Origin of the sequence: Rhodococcus sp. NPDC056743, assembly GCF_042790355.1 — a bacterium.
GTDB lineage: Bacteria > Actinomycetota > Actinomycetes > Mycobacteriales > Mycobacteriaceae > Rhodococcus_F.
Genome location: NZ_JBHTZI010000005.1, coordinates 208,937 through 222,041, shown reverse-complemented (window position 1 = coordinate 222,041; position 13,105 = coordinate 208,937). Strand labels below are relative to the sequence as shown.

At 61.8% G+C, this 13,105-nt stretch carries 11 protein-coding genes and 1 pseudogene; 5 read left to right on the top strand and 7 right to left on the bottom strand.

Features of this window, described 5'->3' with window-relative positions; genetic code table 11:
- Nucleotides 1-91: 91 nt before the first annotated feature.
- Nucleotides 92-1,300, top strand: coding sequence for a GTP-binding protein (locus ACFRFQ_RS13230; protein ID WP_378658571.1), 1,209 nt, complete (start codon nt 92-94; stop codon nt 1,298-1,300).
- Here the strand turns inward: ACFRFQ_RS13230 and ACFRFQ_RS13225 are convergent.
- The gene (locus ACFRFQ_RS13225; protein WP_378657961.1) at nt 1,280-2,209 is read right to left on the bottom strand and encodes a LysR family transcriptional regulator; all 930 of its coding nucleotides are present in this window, start codon (nt 2,207-2,209) and stop codon (nt 1,280-1,282) included. The two genes, ACFRFQ_RS13230 and ACFRFQ_RS13225, sit on opposite strands and share 21 nt — an antisense overlap.
- A gap of 72 nt (nt 2,210-2,281) precedes the next feature.
- Between ACFRFQ_RS13225 and dapA the strand changes: the two genes are divergently transcribed.
- The 3 genes from dapA (at nt 2,282) to ACFRFQ_RS13210 (ending at nt 5,883) form a co-directional block, all read left to right on the top strand.
- Nucleotides 2,282-3,190 (top strand): 4-hydroxy-tetrahydrodipicolinate synthase, encoded by a 909-nt coding sequence (gene dapA, locus ACFRFQ_RS13220; RefSeq protein ID WP_378657959.1) that lies wholly within the window; start codon nt 2,282-2,284, stop codon nt 3,188-3,190.
- Between the two features lie 133 nt (nt 3,191-3,323).
- Nucleotides 3,324-5,135: an ABC transporter substrate-binding protein/permease gene (locus ACFRFQ_RS13215; RefSeq protein WP_378657956.1), complete on the top strand. Its 1,812-nt coding sequence runs from the start codon at nt 3,324-3,326 to the stop codon at nt 5,133-5,135.
- 4 nt (nt 5,136-5,139) lie between these two features.
- Nucleotides 5,140-5,883 carry an amino acid ABC transporter ATP-binding protein gene (locus ACFRFQ_RS13210; RefSeq protein WP_378657953.1) on the top strand — a complete coding sequence of 248 codons (744 nt, stop codon included), beginning with the start codon at nt 5,140-5,142 and terminating at the stop codon, nt 5,881-5,883.
- Nucleotides 5,884-5,886: 3 nt separating this feature from the next.
- On the opposite strand, the gene ACFRFQ_RS13205 is transcribed toward ACFRFQ_RS13210, so the two are convergent.
- The 5 genes from ACFRFQ_RS13205 to ACFRFQ_RS13185 are packed head-to-tail and all read right to left on the bottom strand — an operon-like array spanning nt 5,887 to nt 9,501.
- Nucleotides 5,887-6,501 carry a response regulator gene (locus ACFRFQ_RS13205; RefSeq protein WP_378657950.1) on the bottom strand — a complete coding sequence of 205 codons (615 nt, stop codon included), beginning with the start codon at nt 6,499-6,501 and terminating at the stop codon, nt 5,887-5,889.
- Entirely contained in the window at nt 6,498-7,643 is a 1,146-nt protein-coding gene (locus tag ACFRFQ_RS13200; protein WP_378657947.1) for a sensor histidine kinase, read from the bottom strand. The genes ACFRFQ_RS13205 and ACFRFQ_RS13200 overlap by 4 nt, the downstream gene beginning before the upstream one ends.
- A 21-nt stretch (nt 7,644-7,664) precedes the next feature.
- Entirely contained in the window at nt 7,665-8,447 is a 783-nt protein-coding gene (locus tag ACFRFQ_RS13195; protein WP_378657944.1) for an ABC transporter permease, read from the bottom strand.
- Nucleotides 8,444-9,382, bottom strand: coding sequence for an ABC transporter ATP-binding protein (locus tag ACFRFQ_RS13190; RefSeq protein ID WP_378657941.1), 939 nt, complete (start codon nt 9,380-9,382; stop codon nt 8,444-8,446). Before ACFRFQ_RS13190 ends, ACFRFQ_RS13195 begins: the two co-directional genes overlap by 4 nt.
- Nucleotides 9,379-9,501 (bottom strand): hypothetical protein, encoded by a 123-nt coding sequence (locus ACFRFQ_RS13185; protein WP_378657938.1) that lies wholly within the window; start codon nt 9,499-9,501, stop codon nt 9,379-9,381. The genes ACFRFQ_RS13190 and ACFRFQ_RS13185 overlap by 4 nt, the downstream gene beginning before the upstream one ends.
- 210 nt (nt 9,502-9,711) lie before the next feature.
- On the opposite strand from ACFRFQ_RS13185, the gene ACFRFQ_RS13180 reads away from it, so the two are divergent.
- Complete coding sequence (locus ACFRFQ_RS13180; protein ID WP_378657936.1) at nt 9,712-11,793, top strand: PhoX family protein; 2,082 nt, start codon at nt 9,712-9,714, stop codon at nt 11,791-11,793.
- 81 nt (nt 11,794-11,874) lie between these two features.
- On the opposite strand, the pseudogene ACFRFQ_RS13175 reads toward ACFRFQ_RS13180, so the two are convergent.
- Nucleotides 11,875-13,105 (bottom strand): annotated as a pseudogene (locus ACFRFQ_RS13175) (isopeptide-forming domain-containing fimbrial protein); the annotation flags it as partial.

The window sequence follows — 13,105 nt, the reverse complement described above, 5'->3', positions numbered from 1 at the left end:
GGCAATGCGAGGCGGCGATCATGCGATCACAGCGTGTTGCATGACCGCCGCCTGATCACAGCGATATCACTCATTCGGAAGGACACTGGGAATCATGGACACACGACTTCCGGTCACGGTGCTGTCAGGTTTCCTGGGCGCCGGGAAGACGACGCTACTCAACGAGATCCTGCGCAATCGGGAGGGCCGGCGAGTGGCGGTGATCGTCAATGACATGAGCGAAATCAACATCGACAGTGCAGAAGTCGAACGCGAGATCTCGCTCAGCCGATCCCAGGAGAAATTGGTCGAGATGACCAACGGCTGCATCTGCTGCACTCTGCGAGAGGACCTCCTCGCGGAGATCAGCGCCTTGGCCGCCGACGGCCGGTTCGACTACCTTCTCATCGAATCTTCGGGCATCTCCGAACCGCTGCCCGTCGCGGAAACGTTTACCTTCATCGACACCGACGGTCACGCTCTCGCGGACATCGCCCGGCTCGACACCATGGTGACCGTCGTCGACGCCCACAGTTTTCTCCGTGATTACGCCGCTGGAGGTCGCGTCGAAGCCGATGCCCCGGAAGACGAACGAGATATCGCGGATCTGCTTGTCGATCAGATCGAATTTGCCGACGTCATCCTGGTGAGCAAAGCCGATCTCGTTGCGGCAGAACACTTGATCGAACTGACCGCCGTGCTCCGATCTTTGAACGCGACTGCCGCGATACTGCCGATGACTCAAGGCCGAATCCCACTCGACACGATTCTCGATACCGGTTTGTTCTCGCTCGAGAAGGCTGCGCAGGCCCCTGGCTGGCTGCAGGAACTCCAAGGTGCACACACGCCCGAGACGGAAGAGTACGGAATCGGATCGGTGGTGTACCGCGAGCGCGCACCCTTTCATCCAGGGCGCCTACACGAGTTCCTCTCGAGTGAGTGGACCAACGGAAACCTTCTTCGCGCCAAGGGTTACTACTGGAATGCCGCCCGGTTCACCGAAATCGGGAGTGTTTCCCAGGCCGGGCATCTCATCCGGCACGGGTACGTCGGGCGATGGTGGAAGTTTCTGTCCGACGATCTCTGGCCCGCCGATGACTACCGTCGTTCGGGGATCCTCGACAAGTGGGAAGAACCCGTCGGCGACTGCCGACAAGAAATTGTCTTCATCGGCCAGGGCATCGATCCGACTCGACTGCGCAGAGAACTCGACGCCTGCCTACTCACCACAGCGGAGATCGAACTCGGTCCAGACGCGTGGACCACGTGGGACGACCCACTCGGTGACGGTCACAGCGAATCAGTCGCGTTGATCCCCTGAGACATTGGCGACGGTAGTTGCCGGATCCAGCTCGGCGAGCAAGACGCGGATCGCCGGGCTGGAATCGGCGCTGCGCCGCCATACTGCATGCACCTCACGCTTCGGCGGCCGCGCCAGCGGTCGGGACACCAACTCTGCCCCGAAGGGCGGACGGGCAAGGCGAGGAATCAGCGCGATCACCTCGCCGGAAGAAACCAGCGACAGCTGCGTGGCAAAGTCGTCGACCAGATGCCGCACGTCGGCGTCTTCGGCAATGTCGGCGAACAACCGTCGAAACCATTGGTGACACACCGTCCCCGGCGGACTTGTCACCCAGGCGTGGCCCACCAGGTCTGCACTGGTCAGAGGCCGGTCGAGCTGAGCAAGCGGATGCGTCCGATTCATCACGACATCACCGACATCGGTGTGCAGGTGACGCTCGGCCAGTGACGAGGGGAGTGCGGGCGGCAATCCGTCGGCATCGTGAACAACCGCAAAGTCGGCTGTTCCGGCGTCGACGCTGTGGATCGCCTGGTCTGGGTCCTGCTCGGTGACGTGCACCTGTAGGTCCGGGCACTCGGTGGCCAATCGCCCGATCGCCGGCGCCAGCAGCCCCCGAATGGCAGTCGAGAAGGCGACAACACGTAGTACGCCGCGCGGCGCACCAACCGAAACCGATTGTGCCGCTTCAATACAACGCTCCAGTGCGTCGAATACGTCGGGCGCCGAATCGACGATGGCCTGCCCGGCGGGGGTGAGCACAACTCCGCGGCCCGCAGTCGCAAGCACCGGCACACCGACTTGCCGCTCGAGCCTCTTGATCTGCTGCGATATCGCCGAGGCTGTGAATCCGAGTTCCTCAGCGGCTCGCACCAGCGTCCCGAGTGCGGCTACCGACCGCAGTGCCCGCAAAGCTCCGACATCGATCATGAAGCAAGGTTACGCAATATCGCGTAAAAACCATCGCTGGACCAAAGGTATCGGCGAAGGCACGATCACATCATGACCAACTCGCCGCACCGCGCCGAACTACTGTTCGGCACCAACCTCGTCGCCATGGTGACGCCGATGCGCCCCGACGGAACGCTCGACGAAACTGGCCTCACCAGGCTTGTCGACCACCTGTTGGACACTGGATGCGACGGCATTGTCATCGGCGGGACCACCGGCGAGTCAGGCACGGTGACCGACGCCGAACTGGCACAACTAATCAGCGCGGTGAGCGCCCAGGCGAAGAATCGGGCTCGGGTCATCGCCGGTGTCGGCACCTACAACACGGCCGAGAGCATTCAGCGTGCGCGTGACGCCGAAGCCGCTGGAGCAGACGCATTACTACTCGTCTGCCCCTATTACTCCAGGCCAACTCAGGCCGGAATCGTGGCTCACTGCATCGCGGTTGCAGACGCCACCGAACTGCCCGTGATGCTGTACGACGTTCCCGCCCGCACCGGCATCGCGATGGAAGCCGCCACACTGATCGAACTCTCCGACCACCCCCGGATCCGGGCGGTCAAGGATGCCAAGGGGGACATCTTCGAAGCGATGACCGTCATGGCTCGAACACCGCTGGCGTATTACTGCGGTATCGACGAGCTCAACTTGCCCTACCTCGCTTGTGGCGCCACCGGGGTGGTCAGCGTCGTGGGTAACGTCCTGGCCCACCGCAACGCCGAACTCATTCAAGCCGTCAAGAGCGGCGATCTCAGCTCCGCGAACACTGTCCAAAGATCGCTGCTCGACATCGTGGATGCCGTCATGCGCACGTCGCAAGGCGCGGTGATGGCCAAAGCTGCCCTGGCAGAACTCGGGATCATCCCGCATGCAAGCGTGCGTCTTCCGCTGATCGAATCGCCGCCGGCTCACCTTCAGAGGCTCGCCGAAGCAATGGATACTCTGTCCATGACGGTCTGATCGTTTCCCGCACCTGCTGGTACTTAAAATCACGCTGATTTGAATGCGTGCACCCAGTGCAGACGCATGATGTCCAGAACCTGCCGGAAGTTTTCCGCCCGGAGATCGCTACCGTTAGGACTACGCTGCTCGCATGTTTTCCTCCGTCGCAGCGAAGATCCGCTTGGTGGTGGCACTGCTCCTCACCGCACTCTTGGCACTCACTCTGTCATCGTGCTCGAGCGGTTCGGATTCATCGGCAGCCCCTACAGACCTGTGTGCGCCTCCCGGAGTGGGAGCTGCAACCGCAGCGCCCACAAACCTGGACGCAGCCGCAGGTGCGGGCGCCGAAGACCGATACACCACAGCCACCGTCACCCCGATCGATCAGATCGACATCTCGAAACTCAACCTGATCAAACCCGGCGTCATCACCGTCGGCACGCTTGGCGACGCGCCTCCGAGTATCTGCGTCAACTCCGAGAATCAGTACACCGGATACGACAACGAACTCCTCAAAGCCATCGCAGACAAGTTGGGCCTGAAGGTCGAATTTGTCGGCACCGAGTTTGCCGGTCTGCTCGCTCAGGTCGCCGGACGCCGCTTCGACGTGGGCTCTTCGTCCATCACCACCACGGACGAGCGTCGTAATACCGTCGGCTTCACCAACGGTTACGACTTCGGCTACTTCTCCCTCGTAGTTCCCAACGGCAGCCCCATCACCGGCTTCGGTGATCTGGACGCGTCGAAGCGCATCGGCGTCGTGCAGGGAACGGTTCAGGACGACTACGTCGTCAATACCTTGAAGCTCGATCCGGTGAAGTTCCCCGATTACGCAACCGCGTACGCGAACCTCAAATCCGGCCAGATCGACGCCTGGGTTGCACCGTCACAGCAGGCCGAAGGTGCGATTGCCCCGGGTGATCCCACGTCGATCATCCAGAACACCTTCTCGGTGAACAACTTTGTCGGCTGGGCAGTGAACAAGGAAAATCAGCCGCTCATCGACGCCCTGAACTCGGGCCTCGACGCCGTTATCGCCGACGGAACCTGGGCGGAGCTGTACGCCGACTGGGTTCCGCGTGAACTTCCCGAGGGCTGGAAGCCCGGCTCCAAGGCAGCTGCGACGCCTGAGTTGCCGGACTTCGCCGCCCTCGCTGCCGAGAAGCCCGCCACCACGGACGAGACGACGACCTACCAGCCCAAGTCGACGTTCCAGCAACTCAAGGACACGTTCTTCGACTGGCAGCTGTACAAGCAAGCATTCCCGGATCTGCTGAAGACCGGCCTGCCCAACACCATCATTCTGGCGCTCGCGTCGGGCGTCATCGGCACCGTATTGGGCATGCTGCTGGCAGTCGCAGGCATCTCGCGGACGCGTTGGCTGCGCTGGCCCGCACGCGTCTACACGGACATCTTCCGCGGCCTGCCCGCCGTCGTCATCATTCTGATCGTAGGACTGGGCGTCGGCCCCATCGTCAAGAACATCACCGGGAGCAATCCGTACTGGCTGGGCGTCGCGGCGCTGTCACTACTTGCGTCGGCGTACATCGGTGAAATTTTCCGATCAGGTATCCAGAGCGTCGAACCGGGCCAGCTCGAGGCCTCGCGCGCGTTGGGCTTCAGCTACCGCAAATCCATGTCGCTTGTCGTCATTCCTCAGGGTGTACGACGCGTTCTGCCGGCGCTGATGAATCAGTTCATCTCGCTGATCAAGGACTCGTCGCTGATCTACTTCCTCGGACTGCTCGTCACACAGCGCGAACTTTTTGCCGTGGGACGCGACCTCAACGCGCAGACCGGAAACCTGTCGCCTCTCGTTGCGGCCGGTCTGTTCTACCTCGCGCTGACCATCCCGCTGACCCACCTCGTCAACTACATCGACAACCGCCTCCGAACGGGTCGCGCCGACACTTCCGGCACATTGGATCCGCTCGAGCAAGCCATCGTCGTGGAAAGGGGCTGAGGACATGACCAGCTCTGAACTGAAATCCGTCTCCCTCACCGGCACGGACCTGCACCTGTCCTTCGGCACCAACAAAGTCCTGCGGGGCGTCAACCTGCACGTCGACGCCGGCAATACCGTCACCGTCATCGGGCCGTCCGGCTCGGGAAAGTCGACGCTGTTGCGAGTGCTGAACCGCCTGCACGAGCCCGAGCAGGGTGACGTTCTCCTCGACGGGAAGTCCGTTCTGAAGGACAACCCCGACGCGTTGCGTCAGCGCATCGGCATGGTGTTCCAGCACTTCAACTTGTTCCCGCACAAGACGGTGGCCGAGAACATCGCGTTAGGCCCGAACAAACTCAAGGGACTGTCCAAGGACGCGGCTCGCGCCTTGGCCCTCGAGCAGCTCGAACTGGTGGGCCTGCGCGAGAAAGCGGACTCTCGTCCGGGCAACCTGTCCGGCGGCCAGCAGCAACGTGTGGCCATAGCCCGGGCGTTGGCCATGAAGCCCGAGGTCATGTTCTTCGACGAAGCAACCTCGGCCCTCGACCCTGAACTGGTCAAGGGAGTGTTGGCCCTCATGGCAGACCTCGCGAAATCCGGTATGACGATGGTGGTCGTGACCCACGAAATGGGCTTCGCACGTTCCGTTTCCGACAAGGTACTGTTCATGGATCGTGGTGCCGTTGTCGAAACAGGTACTCCGGAGCAGCTTTTCGACGATCCGGAGACCGACCGGTTGCAGGCGTTCTTGTCGCAGGTCTTGTAGGAGCTAGATCCACCCCTGTCGGCGGGCGATCACCGCAGCCTCATGTCGATTGGCCGCACCGAGTTTGGTGACGGCTGAAGACAAGTAGTTGCGTGTTGTCCCCGCCGACAGGTGTGCGCGGGACGCGATCTCCTCGATGGATGCCCCGTCGGCCGCGTATTCGAGCACATCCGCTTCCCGCGGCGTCAGCGGCGAATCGCCGGCGCCGATTGCTTCGGCGGCCAGCGACGGGTCGACGTACCGCCCACCGGAGTGAACGCTGCGAACCACTTCCGCGAGGGTAGTTGCAGAGGTCGTCTTGGGAAGGAATCCTCGAACACCGGCCGCAAGCGCCTTCTTCAGGTAGCCCGGACGGCCGTGGCTCGTCACGATGATCGACGCACACCCCGGCACGGATTGTGCAATCTGCTGCGCCGTTTCGATCCCGTCGATACCGGCCATCTGAAGATCCAGAACAGCAACGTCAGGCTTCAGTTCCGACGCCGCAATGACGGCCGACTCCCCCGATTCCGACTCTGCCACAACAACTATGTCGTCCTCGAGCGAGAGGATCATCGCAAGTGCGGATCGGATCAGATTCTCGTCGTCGGCAAGCAATACCTTGATCGGCTCGGTCACCGAGACTCCTTAATCGGGGAGGAAAAATGTGCGGTCAGCGTAAAGGTGTCTTCACCATGTGCGACCTCGAGGATGCCACCAACAGCGACGACGCGTTCACGTAGCCCGCTCACACCCGTACCGTCACTTGCCCGTTGCTTCGCTGCGCCGTCGTTTTCGATCGACACGGATTCACCGGTCACCTCGATAACAGCCTGTTGCGCGGAAGAATGACGCAGGATGTTCGTCACGCCTTCACGGACGACCCAGGCCGCCGTTTCGGCCAGTTCGATGGGCAGTGCATCTGCGGATCCGCGGATGTCGGTGGTGATTCCCGCCGCCTCGAGCAGGGACCGTGCACCCGCCAGCTCCGACGCCAGAGCAATGGATCGGTAGCCGCGCACCAACTCCCGCGCCTCAGCCAGGGATTCCTGCGCAAGATCACGGACTTCGTCCATCTGTTGCGCTGCACGATCGTCACCGCGACGCGACAATGCGGCTGCCAGATCACTTTTCACCGCAATTGCCGACAACGCACTACCCACCACGTCATGCAGATCACGCGAAAAGCGCAGGCGCTCTTCGGCTACCGACAGTGCTGCCGCAGCGCCGCGCGCCTCGTCGAGTTCGGTGACCATCCGCAGAAGCCACGCTGACAGCTGCACCGTGAAGGTCATGAAACCCACCACACATGCAACCAAGATTCCGATCTCGGGTCGCCCGGCAAGTACACATACGCCGCCGGCAACGGCCGCTCCCAGCATCACCCAGCGCCAGGACATCAATGCCGCAAACGGCACCGGGACGATCATCGCAAGCCAGAAATACGGACCTTGACCCACGTCGTCAGATGGTAAGGCGATAATCGCAGAACACAGCGCCGCAAGGGTCATGACCACCACCGGCACCTTCACCGACGCGGTTTTGGTACCACCCAACTCGGGAATCCGATCCACCGCGACAACGGCTGCGGCAGCACTGATCACGACAAAAAGTGCTCCGAGGTAACGGTGCATCCCCACTTCGGTGATACCGCCGAAAATCCCGAAGAAGATCCCGAGAACGAAGAACGACTGCCGTGTGTACAGGCGAACCTTGTCGACGCTGGACGCCGTTCGCCACGTTCGGGTCGGATTCCAGCGTCCGAAGCTCTCCGCAATCATGCCTACTACCTTCTCAGAGTTTTACGAGCGCGGTTCCCAGCGGAAGTGCACATTGGCGATCAGGACCGACCCGACGATCCACGCAACCAGAACCAATAGCGGTTGACCGGCCGAGACAAACGTGTCCGCAAAACTCGCTGCTACGGCGCCGTCGTCGGCCAGTTCGGACGACGTGCGCCCCACCCATCCCAGATTCACGAGATCGAGAACCGCGGCCATCGGCGTGAAATCGAGGACACGAGCGATGTTGTCCGGCACGACATTTCTGATGCTCGACATACCCGCGGTCGCCAGAATGAGGATCGGCATACAGGTGATCTGCGCGGCTTCGGCATTACGCGTCACCGCGGAGGTGATGAGAGCCAATGCAGTAAAGACGGCAGCGCCACCGATAAACGCCACCAGCACCAGCACGGGATTGACCGGCACCCGTCCACCCAGAACCACCACAGCGATACCGACAACGACCGTCAGCAGGCCCGTCAGCACCCACGACGGTACTGCTGGGCCGGCCAGGATCTCCGCGTCACTGCACTCCCCGGTGCGCAGACGCTTGAGCACCAACTCGTCACGCCGTGTCGAGTACACCGACAGCAGGTTGTAGAACACGACAAACACGAGCAGGAAAAGCGCAAATATCTCGAGGCCCGACGATACCGCTGTATCGGACAGACCGTCTTCGCGCGAGAGAATCAGAATTCCGATCGGGAAGATCAATGGCAGGACTATTGCGTTGAAGAGCAACAGGCGGTTTCGGCCCAGAAGCGTGAACTCCGAACGGGAGAGGGTTGCTATGCGGTTCATGCCGACACCCCTTCAAGATTGACGTGATGGTCGAATTGATCTGCTATGGAGAGAAATACGGTCTCGAGGGATGCGGCTCGCGCATCCAGACCGGACAACGTCACGTTGTTGTGCTGAGCCCAGACGAGGAGATCGGTGAGCGTTTCCTGCACGGTGGCAGTAGTGATCACCACAGAGTCACCTTCGACGCGCATCTCGGCACCGGGCAAGTTCGGAAGCAGGAGATCCGGCCTGCGCAGCTTGATCTGCGCGGGGTGATCCGCAACCACCTCGGCAACCGTTCCACTGCGCACTACGGTTCCCCGGTGCATGATCGCCAACTGATCACACAACGACTCGGCCTCGTCCAAGTAGTGCGTCGTCAACATGATGGTGACGCCAGAAGCTTTCAATTCCGCGATCAATTGCCAAGTATTACGCCGACTTTCGGGGTCGAGACCCGTCGTCGGCTCGTCCAGGAACAGAACAAGCGGTTGACCGATAATGGCACAGGCCAAATCAAGTCGACGCGCTTCGCCACCCGAGAGGAACTTCACGCGGGTCTCGCTGCGATCGCGCATGTCGACTCGCTCGAGCACCTCGTCGACCGGTAGGGGGTTCGAGCAGGTTCCTGCCCACATCGACAAGCTCTCGCGAGCTGTGAGATCTTGAGGGAGGCCGCCCTTTTGGAGCATGATGCCCAAACTCGGGCGGAGTTCTCGGCGCTCTCGCACCGGATCCAGACCCAGAACGCGCACCGATCCGTCCGTCGGCCGCGAAAGTCCTTGGATCACTTCGAGACTGGATGTCTTCCCGGCGCCGTTGGTTCCGAGCAGTCCGAACAGTTGTCCCTCCGCTACCGTCAGTTCGAGATCGCGGACCGCGTAGAACGCATCCTTTCCGGAGCCGTAACGCCGGGACATGGCGTCAACCTCGATGACCGGATCGCCCTTCATCGCGCGGCCTCCGATCGGTTCCGGCCGCGCAATCCGATCGCACATCGAACGGCCATGGCGGGCGCCGGCCCCAGTTCCATCAGGTCGGTCAGGAAGCTTCCTTCATGCGGTTCTCTCATGCTTCCAGCCTCGCGGGCCGGTAGGCGCAAAAACAGTGCGAGGCGTCATCGGACTGAGTGACACCGTCACGAATCTGCGATGACAAATGTCATGGTCGGCCCACGTTTTAGGGTCGCCTCATTGTTCTGCCGTTCATTTTGACTTTCCTTTACCCTCGCTTACGGCTTCTACGGTTCCCGAGACCATTCATCGAATTTCGGGAGTTCACGGTGGCTATCAAGCCTTTGGCACTGTTTGTCAAACACGACGGTTTGTCTTCACGCGCGTCGATCACCTGCCAGTACAAGTGCGGAAACGCCTGTTCACACGAGGTGCCCAACACCTCGGAAGGCGCGTACTTCCGCGATATCGCCCGCTCAGCCCTGAGTCGACGCGGGATGCTGCGCGGCAGTGGCATGGCAGTGCTGGCCGTTGGAGCGGGTAGCGCGCTCGCCGGTTGCTCCGACGGCACAGCGGAAGCCGCCCCAGGGACCGGATCGGCAGGAAGCAGCGAGGGCGCCAGCACACCGGCGGGCACCAACTTCACCGCCGTAGCCCCCAACAAAGCGGATGCAGTTACCGTTCCCGATGGGTACGAGCAGGGCGTCGTCATCCGGTGGGGTGACGCTGTTCTCGCGGGAGCCCCGGCCTTCGACTTCGAGAACCAGACCGCGGCGGCGCAGGCACTGCAGTTCGGATTCAACAACGACTTCGCCGGGCTCCTGCCCGTCGAAGGGCAGCCCAACACCTACTTGCTCGTGGTCAACCACGAGTACTCCACCGAACCAGCCATGTTCCGCGGCTACGACGCCGAAAACCCCACCGAGGAACAGGTCAAGATCGGCTGGGCCAGCCATGGACTCTCCGTCGTACAGGTCAAGGGCGACTCCGGGAGCGGCAAACTGGTTCCCGAGATCGGATCCAACAACCGTCGCATCACCGCGACAACCGAATTCCTCGTCACCGGTCCCGCTGCGGGCAGCGATTTCCTCAAGACGAGCGCCGATCCCACCGGAACCAAGGTGCTCGGCACCCTCAACAACTGCGCCGGTGGCGTCACACCTTGGGGAACAGTGCTTTCCGGCGAAGAGAACTTCAACCAGTATTTCGCGAACGCCGAGGGCGTCACCGATCCCACTGCCGCAGCGCGACTGAAGCGCTACGGTCTGGCCGGCGCCGCTTCCGAGCGCAAGTGGGAACGCTTCGACAAGCGGTTCGATCTGGTCGCCGAGCCCAACGAGGTCAACCGCTTCGGATACGTCGTCGAAGTTGATCCCTGGGATCCTTCGTCGACCCCCGTCAAGCACACCGCGCTCGGCCGCTTCAAGCACGAAGCCGCAACCATTTACATCACATCGGACGGCAGCGTCGTGGCCTACAGCGGCGACGACGAGCGATTCGACTACATGTACAAGTTCGTCTCCAGCCGAAAGATGCAGAGCGGCACAAGCCAAGCAGCCATGCGCCACAACATGACTCTGCTCGATGCCGGAACGCTGTACGTCGCAAAGCTCAGTGGAAACTCCGCCGGCGAGATCGACGGCAGTGGCAAACTCCCCGCGGACGGCAAGTTCGACGGAACCGGCGAGTGGGTAGCCATCCTGCGCACCGGCGAAGACGGCAAGGGCGAATCGCTGGTCGACGGCATGAGCGCCGAAGAGGTGGCCGTCTTCACCCGACAAGCCGGCGACAAGGTCGGGGCCACGAAGATGGATCGCCCCGAGGACTTCGAGGCAAACCCGAAGAGCGGCAAGGTATACGTCGCTCTGACCAACAACACCAAGCGCGGAGTCGACGGCGGCGCAGCGGCCGACGAGGCGAACCCGCGCAACAACAACAAGAACGGCCAGGTCCTCGAAATCACCGACGACCACGCCGGCACCACCTTCGGTTGGAATCTTCTTCTCGTGTGCGGAGATCCAGCCACGGCCGACACTTACTTCGGCGGCTTCGACAAGAGCAAGGTCAGCCCCATCTCATGCCCGGACAACCTTGCCTTCGACCCACACGGAAACCTGTGGATCTCCACCGACGGCAATGCACTCAAGTCCAACGACGGACTCTTCAGCGTTGTCCTCGAAGGCGAAAACCGCGGTGAGACAAAGCAGTTCCTCACCGTTCCCGTCGGCGCCGAAACCTGCGGTCCCATCGTGGACGAGAAGCGCGTCATCGTCTGCGTCCAGCATCCCGGCGAGACCGACGACGCCAGCATCGAAAGCCCCGCATCCCATTGGCCCGACGGTGGTTCCTCACAGCCTCGCCCGTCGGTAATCGCAGCCTGGAAGAAGGACGGCTCCCGGATCGGTTCCTAACACCAGCACGAAAACGACTGTGGGGCAGATCGCATACTCTGCGATCTGCCCCACATCGTTTACCTCAGATTCTCACGAGAATCAGTTGTCACCATCCTCGCGACGCTTACGCGTCAGGAGAACAACACCCGTTCCCAGCGCCAGCAGCAGAACCAGTCCACCCGCTGCAAGCAACGTGGTGTTCACGCCACTCTCACCAGCGCCACCACCCGAGTTGATCGTTCCGCCCTTGGGAGCAGAAGTAGTCGGCTTCGGCTGACCCGGCTGACCGGGGGTTGCTGTCGGCGGCTTCGGCTGTCCCGGAACGGTGCTCGGAACCGGCTGGCCCGGAACCGTCGGCGGGATGACGATCGGAGGCACAACGACGATCGGGGGAATGATGATCGTCGGTGTAACCGGCACCGTCGTCGTCGGAACCGTCGTGGTGGGCGGGTCCGTCGTTACCGGTGTCGTCGGCGGCGTTGTCGTCACGCCACACGGATCCACAATCTCTTCCGCGACAACTTCTTCTTCTGTCGTGGTCTCGTCTGTGGTGGTCTCCTCTGGGGTGGTCTCCTCCGTAATGGTGGATTCCTCCAGGCCGGTCACATCAGCGTCACCGGCAGTGGTCGCGCTAGCCGTCGTCGTCGCAGCCGTGGTGGTCGGAACCATCCGCGTGGTCGTCGTCGGAGGAACACAAGGCTCCGTCGTGACCGGCGGCGTAGTGGTGGTCTCCGGCGGGTCCACCGGATGCTCGGTGCAGAGAGCGTCGCCCGGTACACAGAGCACCGGCGGGTTCTCGCCACCAACCACCAGGTAGTTGTTCAGGACACCCGGCGAGAATCCGGGACCCGACAACGTTCCGATCTCAGGATTGACCTTGACGGTGTACGTCACCGTTGCAGTCTCACCCTTGGCCAGCTTTCCGGTGACGGTGAAGACATTGTCGACAACACCCGAAACAACCAGTGTGGAAGTGGTAGCCGGATCCTTCGTCATTACTGCATCGTCGAGAACATCGGTCAGATCATCGTAGAAGCTGACCTCACCGTCCGCGGTGCCCACATTCTTGAACGTGAGCGTGTACGTGATCTCCTGGCCGGCAACCACACGGTTCGTGGTGGACGGATCAGAGGACTTCAGTACCTCGATGGCAGGAGTGCCATCCACCGGATGCTCGGTCGTGACCGGCGGAGGAGTGATCTCCGGACCCGTCGGCGGCTTCGCAGTACCGGTGACCTTGTTGTTGATCAACGTGCCACCGGCAACACCGGCATTGACCTTCACCTGATACGTCAGAACAACCGACTTACCAGCCTCGAGAACACCAGTC

Bases quoted from the DNA above. Each gene is read 5' to 3' on its own strand.
- ACFRFQ_RS13200 (WP_378657947.1), bottom strand. From the start codon at position 7,643: ATGATTGCGGAGAGCTTCGGACGCTGGAATCCGACCCGAACGTGGCGA.
- ACFRFQ_RS13215 (WP_378657956.1), top strand. From the start codon at position 3,324: ATGTTTTCCTCCGTCGCAGCGAAGATCCGCTTGGTGGTGGCACTGCTC.
- ACFRFQ_RS13190 (WP_378657941.1), bottom strand. From the start codon at position 9,382: ATGAAGGGCGATCCGGTCATCGAGGTTGACGCCATGTCCCGGCGTTAC.
- dapA (WP_378657959.1), top strand. From the start codon at position 2,282: ATGACCAACTCGCCGCACCGCGCCGAACTACTGTTCGGCACCAACCTC.
- ACFRFQ_RS13195 (WP_378657944.1), bottom strand. From the start codon at position 8,447: ATGAACCGCATAGCAACCCTCTCCCGTTCGGAGTTCACGCTTCTGGGC.
- ACFRFQ_RS13225 (WP_378657961.1), bottom strand. From the start codon at position 2,209: ATGATCGATGTCGGAGCTTTGCGGGCACTGCGGTCGGTAGCCGCACTC.
- ACFRFQ_RS13210 (WP_378657953.1), top strand. From the start codon at position 5,140: ATGACCAGCTCTGAACTGAAATCCGTCTCCCTCACCGGCACGGACCTG.
- ACFRFQ_RS13185 (WP_378657938.1), bottom strand. From the start codon at position 9,501: ATGAGAGAACCGCATGAAGGAAGCTTCCTGACCGACCTGATGGAACTG.